Genomic DNA, 23989 nt, shown 5'->3' with positions numbered 1-23989 from the left:
GAGTAAGAAAGTAAGAATGTAAAATTGTAAAAGCGCGTATCAAATAATACAGGAGGGAATACTATGGCTGTAAACATACCCCAATTAAGGAGGGGAAAATCAATGTCAAGAAAAGTTAAGCGTGTTTCTGTGTCCTCAAAAAGACAAGTTTGTATCCCAAAGGACTTCTATAATGAAATAGGTATTGGAAAAGAAATACTTATGGAAGTTGTTAACAACAGACTAGTTATTAAACCGGTAAGGGAGGAATTTGAAGATTTCTCAGAGGATATTTTAAAGGATCTAGTTAGTGAGGGCTATGAGGGAGAAGAACTAATTACAAAATTTAAGCAGCGTAAGGCAATGATTCAACCATCAATTGAGGAATTAGCCCAAGAAGCTAAAGATCAAGACTTTACCACAGCGGATAAATTGTTTTCAAATGAGGAAGATGATGTCTGAATACTCATTAAAAGTTTCTCCCCAAGCTAAGAATTTTTTTTAAAAGCTCAATAAGCAAAAGCCTTTAAAACTTAAATTTGAAAATGCAGTTAAAGATATTCTGCGAGATCCTTATGAAGCGGGAGTACCTAAAAGAGGGGATCTTGCAGGTGTTTATGGTTATGATATATACCACTCAGGTACAAATTATGAACTGGCCTATATTATTGAAAAAGATGAAGCTGGCAAAATAGTTTTGCTTATACTGGCAGGGAGCAGGGAAAACTTTTATGAGCAGTTAAAACGATACTGGAATTAACCCCTTCTCTTGTGCCGTTTGTAGGATACCTCTATGTCCAGCCCGTCTGGAAGCAGTAAGAGCTGGAATCGAAAACATTCAAAAACATTCCCCTTAATTTTCCTTTACTCATAAATAAAAACTAACTTGAAGTGACCAGTACCTATCAACTGACCAGTCTATCGGAAAGAGCTCCTTTACAAGAGGTCTATAGTAAATCGTAACGGGAATGAAGGGTCTAAACGTAACTGGGAGGTGCAACACATATTGAGTTATGCTTTATTTCTATGTTTCTATATTCCTTCGATATAAGTCACATATACTTTTGATATCTGGATTGACTGTCGTTAGTTTAATCATAATTAACAACTCTTCCAATGCTGATACTAATGCAATCGACAAGGCTATTATACTTAGCAAATTTATATCCATTAATAACATCATATATGGAACGGAAAATAAAATGACACCTGTGGCCTTATTGCCAAACGTATGCAGGGATAAAAACTGATGAAATTTTATAAATCCAATCACATATACAGCGATTCTTACTAAAGCTATTCCGATGATTGGCCATACCAACCAGGCTGGAAACAGAGTACCAACCATAGGAAGAAAGATGATCACTACGATCGTTACAAATATCAAATCAGCTATACTGTCAAGCTGGGCTCCTTTTTTGCTGGCGGTATGAGTTTTGCGTGCAACTGGACCGTCTAGCATATCTGTAGCTACGCAGAGTGTATAAATCGCATAAAACCCAAAGGAGAGCGGTTCAGTAAAAAACAATACTAACGCGAGGACTAACCTGCTACCTGTCAACGTATTTGCCATATACCTTCCCACCCCATCAATTCCTTTCACCACAGCATCCCATTTTACTAATGATAGACATTTTCTTCTTATGTAGAGAGGCATTATAAACAGACCTGTTTCTTATTTAACTCTTAGCATTACCTACAGTATATATCCTAACTAATTACATAGATGTTTTTTTAGTTATTTTAGAAGCATTATTTCCCCTTATACAACAGCTTCTGTAAGTGTATAAACCTGTATTATTTTTTAAAAAAAAGATAAACGCTCATTTCCTTTCAGGGAGTGAGCGTTTATTTTGTATAGGTTGAAATATTATCACAAGAATCATATAGGCACTTGACCTGCTGTGGTCATAAGCGTATACTCTCAAATAGTAATCATTACGATTTATAATTAAAAAGGGGAGTGTTTTTATGAAACGATCACAGCTATATCTCACATCTTTTGCGGCTGCTTTATTGCTGGCGGGCTGTCAGGCTGACAACAGTGCTGAAAAATCAGATGCCACGCAGGAGAATGGAGCGCCAGAAAATACGGAAAATGAGTCTGCAGATGAAGATAATCTGGAGAACAACGAAGATCACCAGGAAGAAGCTAACGACAATCACAATAATAATGAGCATGATCATGACCATGAAAATGACCATGGAAATAATGATCATAACCATGACAATGATCATGACCACAATCACAGCCATGACGATGAATCGCAGGCGATTTACGACGGCTACTTTGAAGACGATCAAATTGAAGACAGGGAGCTATCTGACTGGGAAGGGGAATGGCAGTCAGTGTATCTGTATTTAATGAGCGGTGAGCTGGATGAGGTCATGGAGCATAAAGCTGCGGAGAGCGACTCGATGACTGCAGAGGAGTATACCGAGTATTATGAAACCGGCTATGAAACGGACGTAGATTATATCACCATCGAAGATAATACGTTTACATTCAAGAGCGATGAGGGCGAATGGTCCGGTGATTACGCATACGATGGCTATGAAATTCTTACATACGAAGCCGGCAACCGCGGAGTGCGCTTCATTTTCGAACAGGAAGAGGGCGATGACGAAATGCCGGCCTACATTCAGTTCAGCGACCACAATATCTACCCAACAGAAGCGGACCATTTCCACCTCTATTGGGGCGATGACCGTGAAGAGCTGCTTGATGAAGTAACCAACTGGCCGACTTATTACCCTGCCCATATGGACGGGGAAGAGATTAAACACGAAATGATTGCACACTAGGCTTGCCTGCAGCCTGAAATACTTTACTACATGAACCAGCCTTCAACGGAAGTGCTGGTTTTTTGCTGTGAGATTACATGGATAGTGGAATTACCATTACTTTATAAATAATCGTCCATGTTTAACTGGGTTTTTAAAACATTTTTTGTTCCAATGGAAACTTTATGCGATTTTAAAAAAGATGATTACAACCTCTCAATTTAAGGTATAGGAAAGGTAGAGTTTTATAAAATGCGTAAAATTTTTGAGACGATACGCGTCCGCAGAGCTCAAAATGAAGACTGGAATGGTTGGAAAAATGCCCCTTTGATAAGAGGTTGTCACGGCCTGGAAAGGCTTTAGTAGAAGCGGAGTTCCTTGCAGCAGGGGGCTTCGCTTGTTTATGGAAGCCGTTTATATTCCTTCCCAGTGACAAACTTCCTTTGAATCCTCTATTGCTAACACAAAGTTAAAGAATGCGGGTTTTTTTATATATCGTTCATTTCAAGGAAATCATTGTATATGTTAAACTAGTACATAAGCCCCTTTGCTAAAGGAAGGCGCCTTTCGCTAAGGTGCTTTAGTTGCTTTAACTTTTATAATTGCAGTTTTTGCCATACAACCTCTGGAAATATTATTATTTCCTAGTGAGAATGTTATATTTGAGAATAGTGAATACATAGATATACCAGCATGATAGGACTTTGCTAATTTAATGTGAATTAATTTCCGCAGTAGTTTTTTTGGTTAAGATGGGGGGATTGACTATGAATGTGCTTTTGGTAGACGATGAAGAACTGGCGCTGAATTACCTGGAAAATTTACTTGTTAGAAACGGGAAAATGACTAACATTTACAGGTTTTCAGACGCTGAACAAGCAAAGAGCATCGTTGAATCACAGCCTTTGGATGTTCTGTTTTTAGACATCGAAATGCCAGGAATGAGCGGGTTCGAATTAGCTGAATATTTTCTAAGTACGAATGAAACTATTGACATCGTTTTTGTAACAGCCCATCGTGAATTCGCTATTGAAGCCTTTGACCTGGATGCTGTGGATTATCTGGTTAAACCCATTCGCTATGAACGTCTTTGTCATACAATTGAACGCCTGAATAAACGGAAAAAAAGTGTTCAGGCCCCTGCTGACAATAGTGGACTGCACATCAATATTAAAAGCGGTATCACTTTAGGAGAAAGTCGAAATGATGAAAAGGAATTGACATGGAGAACAGCTAAAGCACGTGAGTTGTTTCTTTACTTATTGCATCATCACAATAAAATTGTACCCAAATCAGAAATTGTTGAGGTAATCTGGAATGACAGGGATAGTCAGAAATCGTTTCCACAATTGTATACTACTGTTTACCATATAAGAAGAGAACTTAAATCTTATGCACAGTACATTCGGCTGAAGAATAAAGAGGATGGCTATTGTCTGGAAATGAAGGATGTACAAGTTGATGTGTTTATATGGAAAAAAGCATTATACGCTATAGAGGACTTATCTCACTCTGAAAACAGGAAAACAGTCGAGAGACTTCTAGAAGACTATGCAGGTGATTACCTTCTGCACAGCGATTTGCTATGGGCCGAAGAAGAGCGGTGGAACCAGAAGCTGCTATGGCGAGAAAAAGCAATGGACCTTGCCGGACATTTTAAACACCTCAAGAAATATACTAAAGCATTGTATTGGTACCAGAAAATCTTACAGAAAGATGAAATTGATGAAGAGGTACATTTTTGTATTTTGAAAATATATGACCGACAGAACAGAGCTGATCTGGTTACACAGCATTATGAGAATTTGGTTCAAATTTTGCAAAGAGAACTAGAGGTGAGACCTGGACCATCTATCGAAAAATGGTACAGAGAGTGGTCCGGTATGAGTAAAAAGTAGCTATCGGTTAGGATAGCTACTTTTTTTGCTCCTTTTATCATTATATTTAAGAGAGGGTGGCATCTAAATTTAATTATTATCGAAATGGTCCCCTCCCGGGAGAGAGATAATGATACTGATCCCGCCATAGCTGTTCTTTTCGATGGTCAGCCCTTTACCATTTATGAATTTGATTCTAGTATGTGCATTAACGAGACCTACCCCGGTAGTCTGCTGGTTCTCAAGCAATTCCGTTAATTTCTGTGCATTTCCATAGCCGTTATCTGAGATAACAATCGTTGCTTTTTGGCCGTTATAACGGGATGTCACACGCACAATACCTTCTCCTTTGTTTTTAAGAGCGCCGTGATTAACCGCGTTCTCAACGAGTGTCTGGATTGCCAGTCTCGGAATGAAAATGGTGTCGGCATTCTGTATGTCATAGATGACTTCGAGCTTTTCAGGAAAACGGCTTTGTTCAATGTAAAGATAAGGTTTAATAATTTTAAGTTCTTCATTTAAAGAAATTAAACCATTTTCTGGCGGGAGCTGGAAACTATTTTTTAAATAGGAACCAAACTCATACAGCAAATCTATCATTCTATCAGGGTCTGTTTGACTAAGTGACGCAATAGCGTTCATTGTATTGTACAGAAAGTGAGGTTTAATTTGAGCTTGAAGCCAGGCAGCCTCTGTTTCAACTTTTTCGTAGGCAGCACGTTTCATGTTGATGAGAGTACGGACCCTGGCAAGTAGTTCATCTCGCTCAATAGGTTTGCTCACATAATCATTTGCGCCGGAATTTAACCCTGCAACGAGATCATCTGTATGCTGTCGTGCGGTTAAATGTAAAATTGGCAACTCTGCCAAATCATAATGTTTCCGAACGTTTCTTGTGAATTCATAGCCTGACATTTCAGCCATCATTACATCGCTGATGACAAGATAAAAGGTTTCTCGGGAAAGCTTGACTAATCCCTCTTCCCCAGAAGATGCTTTAACTACATTGAATTCGGGGTAAAGTGCTTTTTCAAGTATATCCAGGTTCAATGGATTGTCATCTACTACTAAGACTTTAGGCAGGTCAGAAACTTTCTCATCATAAGTTGAAGCCAAGTCCATTTTATTTGGATTTCCTGAAGAAATAATCTCATTACTGATAGTTTTTCCGTCAGCAGCAGGCAATTTGATATGTACAGTTACACCCTCCCTCTCTAAAGAATTAATTGAAAATTCACCATCATGCAACAGCGTCAGCTCACGGCTGATGTTTAATCCGAGACCTATTCCGCCTTGTGAGGAGCCAGCTCCTTGCTCGTAAGGATTAAGAACTCTTTCCAAATCTTTTTTATCGATGCCACCTCCGGAATCAGCTATTGTTATGTGCAAAACGTTTTCACTGGAAGAGGCAGTAATAACGATTTCTCCTTCCTCTGTAAATTTCACCGCATTGTGCAACACGTTATAGAAAATTTGAAAAAGGCGTTGTTCGTCCCCGTGAGCAGCAGGAAGATCACTGGGGAGATTAATCCTAAACTGAACTGAATTTCTATTTCTCTGGTACATGAGAATATCAGTAATTGTTGTAATCACAGCCTGTATATTGACAGGTTGCCGGTCAATTCTGAGGCGTTGTTCTTTTAACAGGGTATAATCCTGAAGATCATTAAGAATATATTTCATCTGGAGAGCAATTTTATGGCTTAGAATCAGATCTTTTTCAATAGCTTCTTTAGGTTTTGTATGAAGGTGATTTAATAGTGTTTCGTTAATTACCATTATCCCGTGAAGCGGATTTCTGAGTTCATGAGCTGTATTTGCCAGAAATGAATCTTTACTCTTCTCATTTTGGATAATAATGTCCGCCTGTTTTTCGTTCTCCCCCGTCACGTCAGAGTGACGTTTCAATACAAGTCCAATTAATGCTACCATAGAAAAAATAAAATCGAACGGATAAAAAGGAATTTGTATAACATTTGTTTTTATGAGAGCTCCCCAAAATATATTAGAAGAGTAGGCAAGCAGGAATGCAAGGATAAAATACCCATATTTATTCCCTTTCACAATTGAACTAACAGTGACATAGAGCATTAAACCGATGATAATGGGATAAAGAACTATAATCAACCGGACGAGAACCTTTAGATTTTCATAAGGAAAAAGCAAGGCGATACCTAACAAAGAGATAAAAAGAATCAAAATGACCCTGTTATTCCATTTCGATACGTTAAATATATTAGATATAATTTTAAACATAACGAACAGCGTAGTGAGAAATATCATTAAAAGCAGACGGTAATGTTCTGACATGGTTAATGGCGGCATGTAAAGCGTTTCATCATCCATAAAGACGCCCGATGCGAAGAGAAGCAGCATAAAACCGAACGTCACTAAAAACGTTTGGGCGTATTTTTTTTGCAGGAAATAGAGTGTAAAAGCATAAAGGGCATGAAGAATGAAAATGATCCCTACAGAAAGCTGAAGAGCTTTTGACAGAAATGAAAGAGAACGTATTTGTTCGGCAGAACTAATAAATATATCCCGATGAATGCCGCCCTGAGCCGTCTGATTAAAATTGGATACATGTATGACGATATTTAAAATTTCGTTTTCGGGCGGCTTAAAATAAATATCGATCGGTCCCCGCTTCAGTCCTCTGTCTTCCCAAGAGTGATTCAGGTCATTACGCTTATACACAAGTTGCCCATTTACATATACTTCAGCAGCCGCAATGATTTCGTAAAATCGGATGCCTGCTTCATCAGTGAAATCCTCAGGCAAATCAACCTGTAGCTGGTAGGATCCTTTGCCTATCATACTATGGTCATAATTGAGAAGCTCATCGGGCCAGTTAGATGGGACATCGGCTGTAGTGCTGGTTTCAGTAATATTCCCAGGGTCTACCCATTTTTCAGGGTGAAAATGCCATTCACCCTCAAGTGAATAAAAATTACCCTCAGAAAGAACTGCGTCTGTAAGGTCAATAAACCCACTCTCTGCTGGATCTAACGTTTCCACTTGAAAGTAATTCAGCCAGCTCACTCTCAAACTAAGAATAATAATAACGATTAACGAGGTGAAAAGTATGATGGTGACTTTAGTAGATTTGTTTTTCATATCATGCTCCTGCCTTGGTTGTGTTGTATAGATTTTGTAAAGTTTAGTTTAGTAAATTGAATTTGGATAATAAGTGTCTTTTATTAGGGGGAGTGCCACAGGTAGCTAGCAGGTTCATCCGAGTCTAGGTAGACTCTATAACTCGTTTTTACTGTATCATAGTTATCAATTAATAATGTGCATGAAACAAGAAAGTTCAATAATTATTAACACGCTTAAACTGATTCACGCTTAAATGTATCAGTTGTTTTTCGGTGTGTACAACAAATGGCTTTATAATGAGTTTTTTTCATAATTAATATAGAAAGAGTTGGTTAAAAATGGCTAAAAAGACGTTAAACATGTTGCTGATTTTGGCGCTGGTTTTTCAAACGGTATCAAGCAGTGTATTGGTCCCGTTGACAGCTTCAGCAAGTGACAATGAAACAAGTGTTTTTAAAGACATGACGTTCACTGATAATGAAGGTCAGCTAGTAGACTTGGAAGACGCGGGGAAATCCGAAAATATAAACGTAACAGTTACGTGGTCTGATGAAAAATTCGAAATAACAGGAGACTACTCAGAAGTCCTGCATTTACCCGATGAATTACATATAAAACAGGAAATAGCGGGTGATTTAATCATTAAGAAGGATGAAGAGAAAGACAGTGTGGAAGTTGGAAATTATGTCATCTTACCTGATCAACCATTAACTGTGACATTTAATGAGCTTATAGAAGAGTATGAAGATGTGGAAGGCACTATCTCGATCCACGCTGTAACCAGTGAAAAAGAGGTAAATGGGGCTGCCACTGATGAGCAATCTGACAATAACTCTGAAGAACGAGCAGATAATGTAAATTTGACGGATAAGAAAAAGGAAGAAGAATCAGATGAGAATGAAGAAGCAGGTATAGAAAATGAGGAAGAGGCCAAAGGGACCGAAGAAGCTGGCGCAGGAAATGAAGAAGAGTCGGAAGAAGCCAAAGAAGCCGGCACAGGAAATAAGGAAGCTGATACAGAAAATGAATTAAAAGACAAAGCTGAGGAAAGTAAAAATTCCCAGTTTGAAGAGGAAAAGGCATCCAGTGAAGATGATTTACTGGAAACAACACGTGATTTCTCTGCTGTGAGTACTGAGATTAAAGAAAATATTATTATTGGTGTCACGTTGACACAGGATGGTGACGAGCTCAGAGGCGGAGAAGAAATCGTTATAGAGAGTCCTTATAATCAATCAAAGTTCGTACTGGATTACGACTTTGCTTTACCTGATACCCACACGTATGGCGGAGGATCAACCTTCACAATTGAGGTTCCGTCAATGTTCAACATCCCCCGGGTTTCAGAAGCCAATCGACAGGATCTAGTTCGTGAAGATGGAACTGTTTTTGGGACTTTCTATACAGATGGCAATGACATTATTATTACATTCAATGAAAATATTGAGATGGAATCTAATATATCCGGGAAAATAACTCTGGAATCCAATATCCATGATGAATATGATGGCCCAGCCACCGGTGACACCATTACATTTCCTATTGCCGGGGAAGAAAGTCTGGAGTTTCCAATAAAATTCATTCCTGACGCACCTGCCATTGAAAAGCAAGGAATCGGGAATCGCGGCTACAATACCGAAACGATAGAGTGGACAGTAGACTTTAATAAAAATTTGCAGACGATTGATAATGCTGTATTAGAAGATCTATTAACAGAAGGGGACCATTCATTTATAGAGGGGTCTTTAAAAGTTTATCGCCTGGATATGAATGCCAACGGTACAATAGATGGCACTGTTGAGTTAACGGAACATACATTTGGCTCTGCGTTTCCGCTTGCGCTTGGAACGGTTGATTCAGCCTATAGGGTGATTTATGAGACAGAAGTTAACGATATGGCCGGAGAGACATATAAAAACGACGTGACATTATCTGGAGAAGAGTATGAACCAATCAGTACAGAAGCAAGTGTTTCTGTCATCCGCGGCAAGCCTCTCGAGAAAGAGGCCGCACATTACGATGATGTTTCCCAGACAATCACTTGGGAAGTAAGATATAACTATGATGAGAAAGATATTCTGCAGGAAGACGCTAAGCTTGCTGACATATTTGGCTTCAACCAGACATTAGTGGACAGCAGCTTTGAGGTGATGACTGTGGAAATTGATCAGAACACGGGAGAGGAAGCGGGGGCGACAAATCTCAGCCCTGACGCTTATACGTTAATAGTCACAGATAATGGTTTTGAATTTCAATTTGCAGATCAGATTGATGACGCTTATAAAATAGTGTATCAGACAACAGCAGTAGACCGTGTGGATGCTGATATTAACGTAGATAATATCATCTCAGACGAGTTTAATAACATATCAAAAGGCAGTCGGCCGATTAGCCAAGGCATTTTCATCAAATCACATGGTTCAACTGACTACCAAGCGAAAGAAACGAACTGGTCGGTATTAATAAATCGTGATGAACAAGTGATGGGGAATGTTGTCTTTACAGATAGATTGCCTGAAGGATTTTCACCGGAAGATTTAAAGGTACTGTATGATGGTACTCGATGGACAGAAGGGGATCAGTATACCTATAGCTACGATGAATCAATAAGAGAAATTAAAATAGAGTTTCATCAGGACTTAGAGAAACGCGTCGACCTTAGGTATATTACATCTATTAATTTTGACGAAGCGGGCAGAGGAAGTGACGGTTACACAAACAATGCTTCGCTTGAATGGCTCCCTGAAGGTGAATCAGATACGGTGACACGTGAAGATGAGGCCGTATTTGACCCGGATGATTATACGAAAAACAACGGGTTTAAGCATGGCAGTTATAACATTGAGGATAAAGAAATCACGTGGACTATTGGAGTAAACTATAATAATGAAACACTTAATGATGTGCTCGTAGAAGATTATATTTTAGGCAATCAGAATTTTGAGATTGGCAGTGTTAAAGTTTATGAGATGAAGCTAACCGGGAGTGACAATGATTATGATATAGGGGATGAGGTTACCGATGCTGTAATCGAAACGGCTGAAGGTCCTGACGGGGAACCTGGCTTTACCGTCAGGCTTGATGATATTACTGCCTCTTACGTTGTTAAGTATAAGACAGATCTTAACGGTCGCACGTTAAAAGGTGAATATACTAATAAAGCAACTGTCTCCAGCAGCAAGGGTGACATTGAGCTTTATGCCAAGGTTACTCCAGACTATGGCGGGGAATTTTTAAGTAAATCTGGAAAACAGGATGAGACAAATGGCCGTATAGTCAATTGGGGCATTAATATTAACTTCAGCCAATCGACGGTATCAGACCTTGAGATTGCAGATACACCAAGTATTAATCAGACAATTTTAAGAGATACAGTAGTTATTTATGGAACCGTAATTGACGGGAAAAATATTAAAAAAGATCCGAATGCGATTCTAGAAGAAGATGAAGATTACTCATTGGATTTTAAGGAAGACGAAAGTGGACAAGAGTCATTTACTGTGAAATTTGAGAATACGCTCGACAGAGCCTACATCTTAGAATATAAAACGTATATTCTGTTCGAAGAAGATGGAACAATTGCCAACACAGTAACATTTGAAGGTGAAGGTGAAGAAGCCATCAGTGACAGCAGTGATACTTCAAATGCTATCAGATTTGATAATATAAGTGGTTCAATTTCTGGTGAGGTCGGTTCCCTGCAAGTTACAAAGGTAGACTTTGACAAGACTAATGAAACTTTGGAAGGGGCATCGTTTGACCTTTACGACCATACTGGAGAGGTGTTACTCGGTACTGGTGTATCAAATGAGAACGGTATAGTTGTTTTTAACAATTTGTTATATGGTGACTATCTATTAATAGAATCAGAAGCTCCTGAAGGATATGTGGCAGGTATAGACGAGCCCGAAACTGTGACGGTTAATCAAAACAAGACAGAAGTTGAGGTTACGAATAAAGAAATTAGGCGGCACGTTCAATTGACAAAAATTGATGGGACAGACGGAGAACCTCTCGAAGGTGTGACCTTTGAATTAAAAAATGCAGCAGGAAAAGCTGTTAACGGTCCTTACTACACTGATGAGAAGGGCGTTATTTATATAGAAGATTTAGAACCGGGGACTATTACTTTAAAGAAACGCAAGCAGCAGACGATTACCAGGAAAACAATAAAGAACATCGATTTACCATTGAAGAAAAACAAACGGAGATTGAAGAAATCACAGTAGAAAATGAACTTATTCCTGGCAGCGCGTTTCTTACAAAAGTGGATGCTGAGAATCCCGCAACAGGACTTCAAGGGGCACACTTCGAGGTTCAGACAGAATCTGGCGAGGTGGTTCGGACGGTGGTCTCTGACGCAGAAGGGTTAGTTGACACTGGCGACTTACGTCCTGGAAAATATCAACTTGTTGAAACGCGGGCGCCATTCGGGTTTGAAATGGCAGAGGGTGAAGCAATCGCATTTGAAATTAAACGAAGCCAGCATAGACCGATGGAAATTGGGGGAGGTACACTTGGTAACGACGTACGTTCTGCTTCAATCGAATTAACAAAAGTAGATGGTGTGAACGGACAACCTCTTTCTGGTGCTGAATTTATTCTCACCTATAAAGAAGGAGAATATAATGCTCAGAAGCAGACAGCCACAACTAATGAAAAGGGCATCGTTAATTTTGATGGCTTAAAACCAGGAACATATCAAATAGAAGAAGCATTTCCACCAGAAGGATATTATTTGAGTGATAAGCCTATTGAAGTAGAGGTGACACTTTCTGATGTTCATAACAGCCGGACGGTAAGCGCTGAATTTGAAAACAGTCCATATGCTGATATACAGTTGAAGAAAGAAGATGCAGAAAGCGGATATAACCTAACAGGAGCAGTATTTGATGTGGTGTCTGCCGGCAATACCGATGAAACAATTGACGGTTTTACAGGCTTAGTAACAGATTCTAACGGTGAGCTAAGTATTACAGGGTTGCCGGAAGGTGAATATATCTTAAAAGAAACAGCTGCTCCAAATGGGTACACGATTAAAGGTGACGGTTTAACCGAATCGTTTAAAGTACAAACAGGAACAGACACTGAAACGATTACGATCTCAACGATTAAGAATAACATTATCACTGGTTCAGCGGCGCTTAAGAAAATAGACGGTGATTCTGAAGAACCATTGGAAGGTGTGCAGTTTTCATTGAGAGCTATTTCATTAGTCAATGGTGGCACGTATGATAAAACAACTCATGCAACTGATGAAAATGGTCAAATCCTGGTTGAAGATCTGCGACCGGGTCAGTATGTCTTTGAAGAAATAGAGCAGCTAGATGGGTATCAAGAGCATTGGGCTGACATCGAATTTGAGATTGAATTTGCATTAGATGAAACAGTTGACTTGGAAGTATTAAATTATGAATTAGTCGACCTCCATATTAAGAAGCGATGGAATGACAAAGATAATGAGGGAGGGCTGAGACCTGAAACCATCGCCGTCAGCCTGTTGCGAAACGGCGAAAAGGTTGACGAAGCTAACCTCACAAGCGAGGATGACTGGGTCTATACATTTGAAGAACTAGATGCCGTTGATTCAAATGGAGAGAAATTTGACTATATGATCGAAGAACAAGATACAGCCGACTATCAGCTTGAAGGAAGTATTACAGGCAATGTTGAAGAGGGCTTTGAGCTGACAAACGTTTTAACGCGGGATATTAAAATTAAAAAAACCTGGAAAGACGATAATGACCGTTTTGGTGACCGTCCGGAAAAAGTAAAGGTCCAGCTTCATCAAGACGGAAATCCTTTAGGTGGTTCGGTTGCTATTAGTGATCCGTGGACCTACACTTTTAATAATTTACCGGTCTATAATACAGATGGTGAGTTGTATGATTACACAGTTGAAGAGAAAGACCAGGATGATAGTTACACTTTAAAAGGTATTATGGGTGATATGGAGAACGGTTTTGAAATTATTAATGTAAGTACCGGAGAGAAAGATATTGTTGTGACTAAAGAATGGAAAGATGAACAAGAAACATCAGTGCGTCCAGACGCTATATCAATTGAACTATTCCAAAAACCATATGATGAAGAAGAATACCCGGAAGACGCCATAATCCGACAGGAAATCCGTCCGGATAGTAAAGGAAACTGGACTTATGTGTTTGAAGGGCTTAAGGCATTTAATGATCAAGGGAAAGAATATGACTATAAAATTGAAGAGGTGCCTGTGGCGGGTTATGAGACGTTCATCTCTGAAGAAAATAATACTTTTAATATCACTAACGTACGCTCAGGTATAACAGATATAGAAGGTCAAAAGATCTGGTTTGACGACAATTCGGATGAGCGCCCGGAAGAGATAACGATACATTTGACCCGTAAAGGGGACGATAATTTTCTTAAAGAAGAGACTGCAGCTGCAGATGGAAAATGGATCTACACTTTCACAGGGCTGGATGAATTTGATTCTGACGGTGTGCCTTACTCTTATTCGGTAAAAGAAGCGTCAGTACCGGCTGGTTATGAGGCAGCTGTAAACGGCTATGACATTATCAACACCCGAATTGGAGTAACAGATATTGCAGTGGAGAAAGTATGGATCGATGAGAATGCATCTGACCGTCCTGATGAACTCATATTAAAACTTTTCCGAAATAATGAGCAGGTTGAAGAGGAAACAGTAACGGTTGCTAATCCGGGGCATGACGGTAATTGGGCTTATGTATTCGAAAATCTGCCTGCTTTTGATGGAGAAGGAAAAGCTTACAAATACACGGTAGAAGAAGCACTTGTGGAAGGTTACGAACAGCAATCGATCGAGACCACAAATGACGGATTCAAGATGACAAACGTCCGGTCCGGTAAAACATCGATAGAGGTGACAAAGGCGTGGCTGGATGGTGAGTCGGAAGACCGTCCTGATTTTATCAATGTGGCTCTTCTGCAAAACGATGAAGTATTAAAAGAAGCGAAAGTTACAGCTGACGATGGCTGGGTTTATACTTTCGAAGAGCTGCCGGAATATGATGAACAGGGTGTTGCGTATAATTACACAATTGAAGAAGAACCGGTGAGCGGCTATGAGACCTCAATAGATGGTTTTGATATTACTAACGTGCGATCGGGAACGGTTGATGTGGATGTGACAAAGACCTGGCGGGATGACGACCCGGAAGACCGTCCGGAAGAAATTATGGTGAACTTACTGCAAGACGGCGTGGTCATTGAGACAGAGGAAATAGATGCTGAAATGGATTGGGCCTATACCTTTAAAGGTCTTGATAAATTTAATCATCAAGGCGAGCCTTATGAATACACGGTGGCTGAACACGGGGTGCCAGGCTATGAATCAGAAATTAATGATTATGAGCTGGTCAATACACGAACGGACAAAACCTCAGTAACTGTTACGAAAGCCTGGTTGGATGATGACTCAGAGGACCGTCCAGCAGTGATCACGGTCGACTTGCTTCGGAACGGCGTTGTATATGACACGGTTGACGTGACAGCAAAGAGTGGCTGGGAGCATACGTTTGAGAATCTCCAGGCTTATGATAAAGATGGCCAATCGATTACGTATACAGTGGAGGAGCATGAGGTCAAAGGTTATGCTTCGTCTGTGAATGGCTATAACATTACGAATCTGCGAACAGGCAGCACTTCAGTAGAGGGGAGTAAGACTTGGAAAAACGACACTGACCAAGATCGTCCTGAGTCTATCATGGTAGTGCTGTATCAGAACGGCGAAGCTTTAGATACGACAGAGGTAACTGACGATGACGATTGGACATATGCATTCATAGATCTGCCTGAATTTGATGAGGCGGGGAGCAGGTATGTTTACACTGTTGGTGAGAATGAGGTTTCTGGTTACACGGTTCAAGTGGTTGGTTTTGATTTGACTAATACGTATGAACCGAAAAAACCATCTGCACCAGAGGATATAGAAGAACCTGCCGCTGAGTCTGAAAAAGATGATTATGGTGATAGTTCAGACGAAACGGCTGGTACCGAAGCAAAAAAGAGAGAAACTAAAGATGACGGTGGAACATTGCCTGAAACTGCAACTAATATGTTCAATCTGATCGTGTTCGGAAGTATATTTATTCTCTTAGGTTTCGCACTGCTTATAGTCAGTAGCGTAAGACAAAGAAAAGCATAATGGGATAGTTGTTTATAAAAGTTTTTACGAGGTAGCTTGTTAGAAAGCAGCTCTCACTTACAAATAACATGTCTAAGTGAACTGCTTGTTTTCTAACTGGAAGCCGAAAGGTAGATAAGATAAATGAACACTCTGGTAAAGGAGTTACTGGATCTATGAAAAAACTTGGGCTGTTTTTTCTAATACTCGGAGCAGTTTTTATCGGTAATTTTTTTTATGAATACCAGTCAGCGACCTCGGGGGTTATGAAAATTAATGATGAGCGGGAAACACCCAGCCAGGAATTGGACAGAAACCACCTTGAACCAGGTGAGGAAATTGCGGTATTAAAAATTCCTGTTTTAGACAAACAGTATTTAACATATTGGGGGACAGAGAATGATGCGCTGGATCAAGGGGTAGGCATGCACGAAAGTGAATGGACCGGGCCCCCGGATGAGGAACGCCATACATTGTTAAGCGGCCACCGGGATACGGTATTTCGTGAACTTGGGGATCTGCAGGAAGGGGATAAGATGATCGTTGACTATAACGGTATTTCATATACTTACATGATTAGTGATATATGGATTACCTCTGCAGAGGACACCTCGGTTGTGGTGGATAAAGACCAGGCAACACTGACACTCTCCACGTGTTATCCGTTTTACCTTTTAGGAGCGGCTCCCGACAGGTATATTATTGAGGCTGAATTGACTCATACAAAAGAGATAGGCAAAGGTTAGACTGGTCAATTTTTAGACCTTAGACCGAAAAACTCGTCTGTTTTATAATTTCCTCAGATTAAAAGTAAAACTATAAGTAGGAAGAGGCGCCATATCGGTGTCTCTTCTTTATAATAAAGTATCTTAACCGTCGACTTATTTCTCTAATAAGTTCATATATTCATATTAGGTGAGATGATTACTCGTTGCGCGGGTTCATGTGAAAGTATTCTAGGAGGACACCCAACAAAAAGTTTTACAGATTGATTTATAGTTTCAAGGGAGCGGATGGAAATCAGGTATGTTATCGTCTTAATTATATTAGTATTTGTGACAGGCTGTTGGGGAGGCGAGCAGGAATCAACCCTTCAGAGAGCAGAGAATAAAGCCGGCGAAGAAGAGCCGGAAGAAATAAGAGCACTGGAATTAGTTGATTATAATTTTAGTGAAATGGGAGCGAAAACGTTGAAAGACACCTATAAAACGAAAGAGCTTGAAAGTGAAATTTTTTCATATGAAAAGTCATTCTCCCAAAACGATTATAAAGGTGCCATGGGGGCTGATAAGCATGTAGCTTTTATTGAAGGAAGCGGAGAGGTAAACGTGCTGATTTCAGCACCCCACACGACCCGCCACGTCCGTGAAAGCGAAGTCAAGCCGGCAGAAATCTATACGGGTGCTTTGACGCATTTAATTCAGGATTACACAGGGGCCCATATAATATTTAATACTCACAAAGGTGAAGATGCGAACTATATCCTTGACGGAGAGTATAAAGAGAAGATCGGTGAGATCATTGAGGAGCACGAGATCGATTTAGTCATTGATTTGCATGGCTCAAGTCAGGACAGACCGTTCGATGTGGATATTGGCACCGGCGGCGGAGACACTGTGAAGGAGGAGTGGATGCAGCAGTTGTACACCATCCTTAACCATCATGGGATTGAACGTGTCTATGAGAACCACACCTTTTCAGCAAACCATCCGGGAACAGTCACTCACCACACCTGGAACGAATACGGCACCGAAGCCATGCAGCTGGAAATTAACTATGACTTCAGGAACCCGAGAAATGACCTCAAGCCTTTTTATAACATGCTCAGGAGTCTGGTCGTTTTTGTGGAGAATGTGGAGTAGGGAAAGTAGTTGGGGGGCGCGGCGTTGTCGGTAAACTGTGCGGCGGCCCTTGCTTGGGTTGTGTGTGGGGGCCGAGTGTCACAATTCTGGCCGGAAGTGCAGTAATTATGGTCAAAATTGGCACAATCCCGGCCAAAAGTGCAACAATCATGGCCAAAAAGCACCACAATCCAAGCTAAGAATGTCACAATACCAACGAAATCTGACACAATCCCCCAAATGATGTATAAAAAATTAAAAAACTCTCTTGATAACTAATTAACAGATATGGTATGATTCTTCGTGTAAACGTTTACGTTAATTGCAATAATAGACTGACTACATGAAGGTGGTAAGACATTGGCAACTATTAAAGATGTCGCAAAAAAAGCTAATGTATCCATTGCTACGGTTTCCAGAATTTTAAACCATAAGGAGGGGTACACAGAAGAAACGCGTAAGAAAGTCCTTCAGACTATTGAAGAACTAGGCTATCATCCTAATGGCGTAGCCAGGGGCTTGATAAGTAAGCGGACAAATACAATTGGGGTTTTAGTGCCCAGTATATCAAGTATGATTGTCTCTGAAATGGTTAGCGGGATAGAGAATGTCGCTCATCAAACTGGGACAAGTGTGATTGTGTGCCACACTGAATCTAATGGAAAAAAAACCATGCAATATCTGCATCTTCTTAAAGAAAAACAAGTAGATGGTATTATTTTTACAAGTGAAATTTTAAAAAATGAATATTATGAGTTTCTAAATAAATTCAACATACCTGTCGTTCTGTTATCGTCCGAATCTATTAATTTACCTGTTCCGCACGTTAAGGTGGACGACCGGCTGGCAGCCTATCATGCTACGGAATACTTAATTAAACAGGGGCATTCTAAGATAGGGATGGTAAGCGGGAATAGACAAGATATGATTGCTGGTCTACCGCGTATTGAAGGATTTAAGATGGCAATGGAAATGAATCAGGTTCCTCTCTCTGAAAGTCTTATCGTTTCTGGGCGTGGCTTCAGCTTTAAAGATGGATCAGAAGCCTTTGAAAAACTTATTTCTGCTCATCCAGAATTAACAGCTGTTTTTGCTGCCAGTGATGAAATGGCGCTAGGAATCATTTCAAAAGCTCACAAAATGAACATAGATATTCCTGGCAGATTATCAGTAATTGGCTATGACAATCTGGCTATTTCAGAAATGAGTATCCCTCCATTAACCACAGTGGCGCAGCCTATGTTAAAGATGGGTGAAAGTGCAGGGGAAATGATAATGAACATGATTAACACAGGCACGGTTCCTGAAAATTGTATTGTTTCTCATAAGATTGTTGAAAGAGAAAGTGTAAAAAAAATAAATTAGTTTTTTGTTTTTTTTAACTTAAGGTTAAACGTTTTCGTAAAGGTTAATTAATATTTATAGTTAGCTGTCTGATGATGCCGATAAAACCCTTTATTGAAAGAGTTTTGAAGAGAAATTTAGAAAGCGATCCGTTTATTATTTTTTACCCTTTCAGTAAACGTTTACGTAGAGTCGTATATTTTCTAAGGAGGAATTATTTTATGTCTATAAAAAAAGTATTTTTATTACCGGCGGCTTTTGGTTTAACAGCTTTTGCAGCAGGATGTGGCGGGACAGACGGTGGAGATGGCCAAGTCACTTTGGAGCTTTTCTCAAACAAATCAGAAAGTATAGGGACTTACGAGCGACTTATTGAGGATTTTGAAAGTGAAAACCCTGACATATCCATTAATTTAGAGGCCCCTCCGGAAGCAGAGACTGTATTGAGAACAAGGTTAACAAGAGGGGATATGCCTGACCTCATGTCTATAGGCGGTAATGCTACTTATGGTGAACTGGCAAGAGAAGGGGTTTTTAAAGATTTTACTGAATCTGCGGTACTTGATGAGGTACAGTCATCCTATGTTGACATGTTAAATGCGTTAGTGGGCCCTGAGTCTGAAGGTAATTATGGTGTGCCGTATGCTACAAACGCAAACCACGTAATTTACAACCAAGAAAAAGTCGATGAGTTAGGAATCGACATCCCTCAGGACTGGAACGAATTCATTGATGTTCTTGAGACAGCACAAGATGCAGGTGAAACACCAATTTTCTTTACTCTTCAGGAAGCATGGACAGGTATGGCAGTTTGGAACGCTGTAGCAGGGAACCTGGTGGAAGATGATTTTGCTGAGCGTAAAAATGAAGGAGAAGCAACATTTGTTGACGAGTACGATGAAGTAGCAGATAAGATGGTTCAATTACTTGACTATGGTCATTCAGATAATTTTGGTGTCGGTTACAATGACGGGAACAGAGCTTTTGCGACTGGCGGGAGTGTCTTTTATATCCAAGGGAACTGGGCGATTCCTGAGATTTTAGAGTCTAACCCGGATATTGAACTTGGGACGTTTGCATTGCCATCGAACGAAGATGCTGAAGAAAATGAGTTAGTTTCCGGGGTGGATGTTGTATTAACAGTCAGTGAAGAGACAGATCATCCGGAAGAAGCAGAAAAGTTCCTTGAGTTTATGGTTAGTCAGGACGTTGCTGAACAGTATATTGACGAGCAAAGTGCCTTTTCAGCAGTAGAAGGTGTATTTCAGGAAGACGAAGTATTTGACGGAATCCGCGAGTATTTTGAAAATGACAGACTAACTAGTTTCCCTGACCACTATTACCCAGCTGGTATGGGAGTAGAAAACTTAGTTCAGGATTTCCTGATTAACCAAAATAAAGAACAGTCACTGGAAGAGATCGATAATGAATGGGATGCAAATCAAAATAGGTAAGTGCCCGGGGGTATCACGAAACAGGTACCCCCTATCCCTTATAGGAGGTCATAATCGTGAAAAAAGATCATGTGTTTCTCATGATGGTACTGCCGGCATTCATCCTCTTTTTTATATTTCATACATATCCAGCCTTACAAGGGATTTTTTACAGTTTCACTAATTTCAGAGGTTATGGAGATTGGGATTTTGTCGGATTTATTAACTATTTCAATGTGTTTCAAGATGGAAGAGCACTCAGCGCATACGGCTTCACCTTTCAATTTGCTATAGTGGCGACTCTTCTTGTGAACATGCTGAGTTTATTTATCGCTATAGGGCTTAACGCAAAGATTAAGTTTAGAAAAACACTAAGAGCCATGTACTTTTTGCCATTTATATTGAGTGTGTTGATTGTAAGTTTTATCTTTCAATTTATGTTTACTCATATGCTTCCGCAATTAGGCCAGGCATTAGATATAGATTTTCTTTCTCGAAACATATTAGGTAATCAGAACCTCGCCTGGATTGGGGTAGTCATTGTTGCTGTTTGGCAATCCACAGCATTTAATACACTGCTTTACCTCGCTGGACTTTCGACTGTTGATGACCAAGTTTATGAAGCAGCGGATATTGACGGGGCAGGCTCATGGGCTAAGTTTTGGAGGCTTACCTTCCCCCTTATTGCACCATTTTTCACTATCAATATGGTTGTTGCGATGAAAAACTTTCTAATGGCATTTGACCAGATTATTGGCTTGACCGGCGGTGGACCAGGACGCGCAACAGAATCAATTGCCCTATTGATCTATCGTGGCGGTTTTGAAGGTGGACAATTTGCCTATCAATCTGCCAATGCGGTTATTTATTTCATAGTCATTGTGGCTATATCGGTTATTCAGCTCCGTATTCTTGAACGAAAAGAGGTGAAGGGCTAATGAGCAGTAAAGTTAACTGGAAAGCCACCATCTTGCTGATTTTGGGAACTGTATTTATTCTTTTCCCTTTGTATTTAACTATTACAATTGCATTTAAAACACCTCAGGAGATGACGGGGAATTTATTAGCCTTGCCTGAGACCTGGACGTTTGACAACTTCTTCCGTGCGATAGAGGTGACGAATTTCTTTAATGCCCTGGGTAACAGTGTATTTGTCACCGTGTTTACAGTAGCAATTGTTGTGTTGACTCACTCTATGGTTGCTTATGCTATTGCTCGTAATATGCACAAGAAGTTTTATAAGTTTCTATACTTCTACTTCATTAGTGCCATGTTTATTCCATTTCCTATTATTATGCTGCCTCTTGTCCTACAGACAAGTGCATGGGGGATGGACAACCTGGTAGGGCTTGGCTTCTTAAATGGTGTGATGCATTTGGCATTTAATGTGTTTATATATGTGGGCTACGTTAAAACGCTTCCGGTGGAACTGGAGGAAGCAGCACACATTGATGGCGCAGGAACGTGGAAGGTCTTCTGGAAAATTATTTTTCCTATGATGATGCCTATGCATGCGACTGTGGCAATCTTAACGGCACTGGCAGCCTGGAATGATTTTATGCTGCCGCTTGTTATCTTAAGTGATTCCAGTATGTATACATTGCCGTTAGTTCAATATGCATTCCAAGGACAATTCAGTACTGACTACAATTTGGCATTCGCTTCTTATTTAATGGCCATGCTTCCTATGATTGTATTATATATTTTCGTTCAAAAATGGATTATAGGCGGCGTCATGAGAGGCTCCCTAAAATAAAGTTAGTCTCATAATTACATGGAGGTTTTAACATGGAACATAATTGGTGGAAAGAAAGTGTTGTTTATCAAATTTACCCGCGAAGCTTTAATGATAGCAATGGAGACGGAATTGGGGATATCCCAGGGATCATTCAGAAACTCGATTATTTAAACTATTTAGGTGTTGATGTCATCTGGCTCTCGCCTGTTTATCAGTCACCTAATGATGATAATGGCTACGATATATCCCATTATGACCAAATTATGGAAGATTTCGGCACAATGGAAGATTGGCAAAATCTTTTGGAAGAAGTGCATAAGCGGGACATGAAATTAATTATGGATTTAGTTGTTAATCATACCTCTGACGAACATGAATGGTTTCAGGATGCTAAGAAATCTAAAGATAGTAAATACAGAGAGTATTATATTTGGCGTTCAGGTAAAAACGGGAAAGAACCTAACAATTGGGGAGCCACCTTTGGGGGTTCAGCGTGGAAATACAATGAAGAGACTGACGATTACTACCTGCATTTATTCAGCCCAAAACAGCCAGACCTGAATTGGGAGAATGAGGAACTGAGAGAAGACATATACGCAATGATGCGAAAGTGGCTGGATCGGGGGATAGACGGGTTTCGAATGGATGTTATTAATTTTATCTCTAAAACTCCGGGACTTCCTGACGCGCCTAAAAAAGAAAATGAAGTGTATGGGTCTGGTGGACAGTTCTTCATGAACGGGCCCCGCATTCATGAGTTTCTTCAGGAAATGAATCAAAAGGTACTGAAGGATTATGATGTCATGACCGTTGGTGAAATGCCGGGCGTCGGTGTTGAGGAAGCTAAGAAATATACTGACCTCAGCAGAAATGAATTACAAATGGTTTTCCAGTTCGAACATATGGACTTGGATTCCGGTTCAGGAGGTAAATGGGATTTAAAAACCTTGGATTTAAAGGATCTTAAGGAAAGTATAAGCCGTTGGCAAACTGGACTGCATGAGATCGGATGGAACAGCCTGTATTTAAATAACCACGATCAGCCGAGGGTAGTTTCACGGTTTGGAGATCATGACAATTACCACGATAAATCTGCCAAAATGCTAGGTACTTTTCTTCATATGCTTCAGGGGACACCTTTTATATATCAGGGTGAAGAACTTGGTATGACAAATATTGAATTTGATTCCATTGAAGATTATCGGGACATTGAAACGATTAATTTTTATAATGAGCAGGTTCATGAAAAGGGCAGAGATAAGAATGAAGTAATGAAATCAATTTACACTAAAGGCCGTGATAATGCGAGAACACCTGTTCAATGGGATGATTCGCCTAACGCAGGCTTTACAACAGGAGAGCCATGGATAAAAGTAAACGAAAACTATAAGAAAATAAATGCTGAAAAGGCACTTCGGGAAGACCAGTCTATCTTCCATTATTACAGACAGCTCATCCGGTTAAGAAAAGAACATTCTGTTATAGTCTACGGAGATTATGAGTTAATTTTACCTGAGCACGAGAAGGTGTTTGCTTATACCAGGAGTTTAAATGATGAAATGTTATTAGTACTCACAAATTTCAGTGATGACACAGTTAAAATTAACGTGCCTGATATAAAAATGACGAATTCGGAAGTGTTAATTGGCAACTATGAGGATCAAGAAGATTTCCAATCTCAATTAACCATCCAGCCTTATGAAGCAAGAGTTTATAAAGGAAAGTGTATATAGACAGGCTATCACCGGATA

General features: G+C 40.0%; 13 protein-coding genes and 2 pseudogenes. 13 read left to right on the top strand and 2 right to left on the bottom strand.

Features of this window, described 5'->3' with window-relative positions:
- Window positions 1-63: 63 nt before the first annotated feature.
- Window positions 64-441 (top strand): AbrB/MazE/SpoVT family DNA-binding domain-containing protein, encoded by a 378-nt coding sequence (locus tag BMW59_RS10805; protein WP_218141983.1) that lies wholly within the window; start codon window positions 64-66, stop codon window positions 439-441.
- A gap of 64 nt (window positions 442-505) precedes the next feature.
- Window positions 506-739 (top strand): annotated as a pseudogene (locus BMW59_RS10800) (type II toxin-antitoxin system RelE/ParE family toxin); the annotation flags it as partial.
- 264 nt (window positions 740-1003) lie between these two features.
- On the opposite strand, the gene BMW59_RS10795 reads toward BMW59_RS10800, so the two are convergent.
- Complete coding sequence (locus BMW59_RS10795) at window positions 1004-1552, bottom strand: CDP-alcohol phosphatidyltransferase family protein (protein ID WP_177174295.1); 549 nt, start codon at window positions 1550-1552, stop codon at window positions 1004-1006.
- Window positions 1553-1950: 398 nt separating this feature from the next.
- Here BMW59_RS10795 and BMW59_RS10790 point away from each other — a divergent pair, with 398 nt between their 5' ends.
- On the top strand, window positions 1951-2784 hold the full coding sequence (locus tag BMW59_RS10790) for a metal-binding protein ZinT (protein ID WP_093051572.1): 834 nt from the start codon (window positions 1951-1953) through the stop codon (window positions 2782-2784).
- A 746-nt stretch (window positions 2785-3530) separates the two neighbouring features.
- Window positions 3531-4661 (top strand): response regulator, encoded by a 1131-nt coding sequence (locus tag BMW59_RS10785; RefSeq protein WP_177174294.1) that lies wholly within the window; start codon window positions 3531-3533, stop codon window positions 4659-4661.
- Window positions 4662-4730: 69 nt separating this feature from the next.
- Here BMW59_RS10785 and BMW59_RS10780 read toward each other — a convergent pair whose 3' ends face one another.
- Window positions 4731-7757: an ATP-binding protein gene (locus BMW59_RS10780; RefSeq protein ID WP_093051567.1), complete on the bottom strand. Its 3027-nt coding sequence runs from the start codon at window positions 7755-7757 to the stop codon at window positions 4731-4733.
- Between the two features lie 320 nt (window positions 7758-8077).
- Here BMW59_RS10780 and BMW59_RS10775 point away from each other — a divergent pair.
- The 9 genes and pseudogenes from BMW59_RS10775 to BMW59_RS10735 all read left to right on the top strand — a co-directional run.
- Window positions 8078-13717 (top strand): annotated as a pseudogene (locus tag BMW59_RS10775) (SpaA isopeptide-forming pilin-related protein); the annotation flags it as partial.
- Window positions 13718-13743: 26 nt separating this feature from the next.
- Complete coding sequence (locus tag BMW59_RS22430) at window positions 13744-15903, top strand: Cna B-type domain-containing protein (RefSeq protein WP_425441269.1); 2160 nt, start codon at window positions 13744-13746, stop codon at window positions 15901-15903.
- A 155-nt stretch (window positions 15904-16058) separates the two neighbouring features.
- Complete coding sequence (locus BMW59_RS10765; protein WP_093051558.1) at window positions 16059-16628, top strand: class D sortase; 570 nt, start codon at window positions 16059-16061, stop codon at window positions 16626-16628.
- 267 nt (window positions 16629-16895) lie between these two features.
- Entirely contained in the window at window positions 16896-17744 is an 849-nt protein-coding gene (locus BMW59_RS10760; RefSeq protein WP_093051555.1) for an N-formylglutamate amidohydrolase, read from the top strand.
- Between the two features lie 339 nt (window positions 17745-18083).
- Window positions 18084-19088, top strand: a complete 1005-nt coding sequence (locus tag BMW59_RS10755; protein ID WP_093051552.1) for a LacI family DNA-binding transcriptional regulator — start codon at window positions 18084-18086, stop codon at window positions 19086-19088.
- Between the two features lie 200 nt (window positions 19089-19288).
- Complete coding sequence (locus BMW59_RS10750) at window positions 19289-20521, top strand: ABC transporter substrate-binding protein (RefSeq protein WP_093051549.1); 1233 nt, start codon at window positions 19289-19291, stop codon at window positions 20519-20521.
- 53 nt (window positions 20522-20574) lie between these two features.
- Window positions 20575-21438: a carbohydrate ABC transporter permease gene (locus BMW59_RS10745; protein ID WP_425441268.1), complete on the top strand. Its 864-nt coding sequence runs from the start codon at window positions 20575-20577 to the stop codon at window positions 21436-21438.
- Window positions 21438-22256 (top strand): carbohydrate ABC transporter permease, encoded by an 819-nt coding sequence (locus BMW59_RS10740; protein WP_093051543.1) that lies wholly within the window; start codon window positions 21438-21440, stop codon window positions 22254-22256. Before BMW59_RS10745 ends, BMW59_RS10740 begins: the two co-directional genes overlap by 1 nt.
- 32 nt (window positions 22257-22288) lie before the next feature.
- The gene (locus BMW59_RS10735; protein ID WP_093051540.1) at window positions 22289-23971 is read left to right on the top strand and encodes a glycoside hydrolase family 13 protein; all 1683 of its coding nucleotides are present in this window, start codon (window positions 22289-22291) and stop codon (window positions 23969-23971) included.
- The last annotated feature ends 18 nt before the right edge of the window (window positions 23972-23989 follow it).

It is taken from the genome of Salipaludibacillus aurantiacus, assembly GCF_900111295.1.
GTDB classification, from domain to species: Bacteria; Bacillota; Bacilli; order Bacillales; family Salisediminibacteriaceae; genus Salipaludibacillus; species Salipaludibacillus aurantiacus.
Note: the sequence above shows the minus strand (reverse complement) of the source record. Positions and strands in the feature narration are given on the sequence as shown.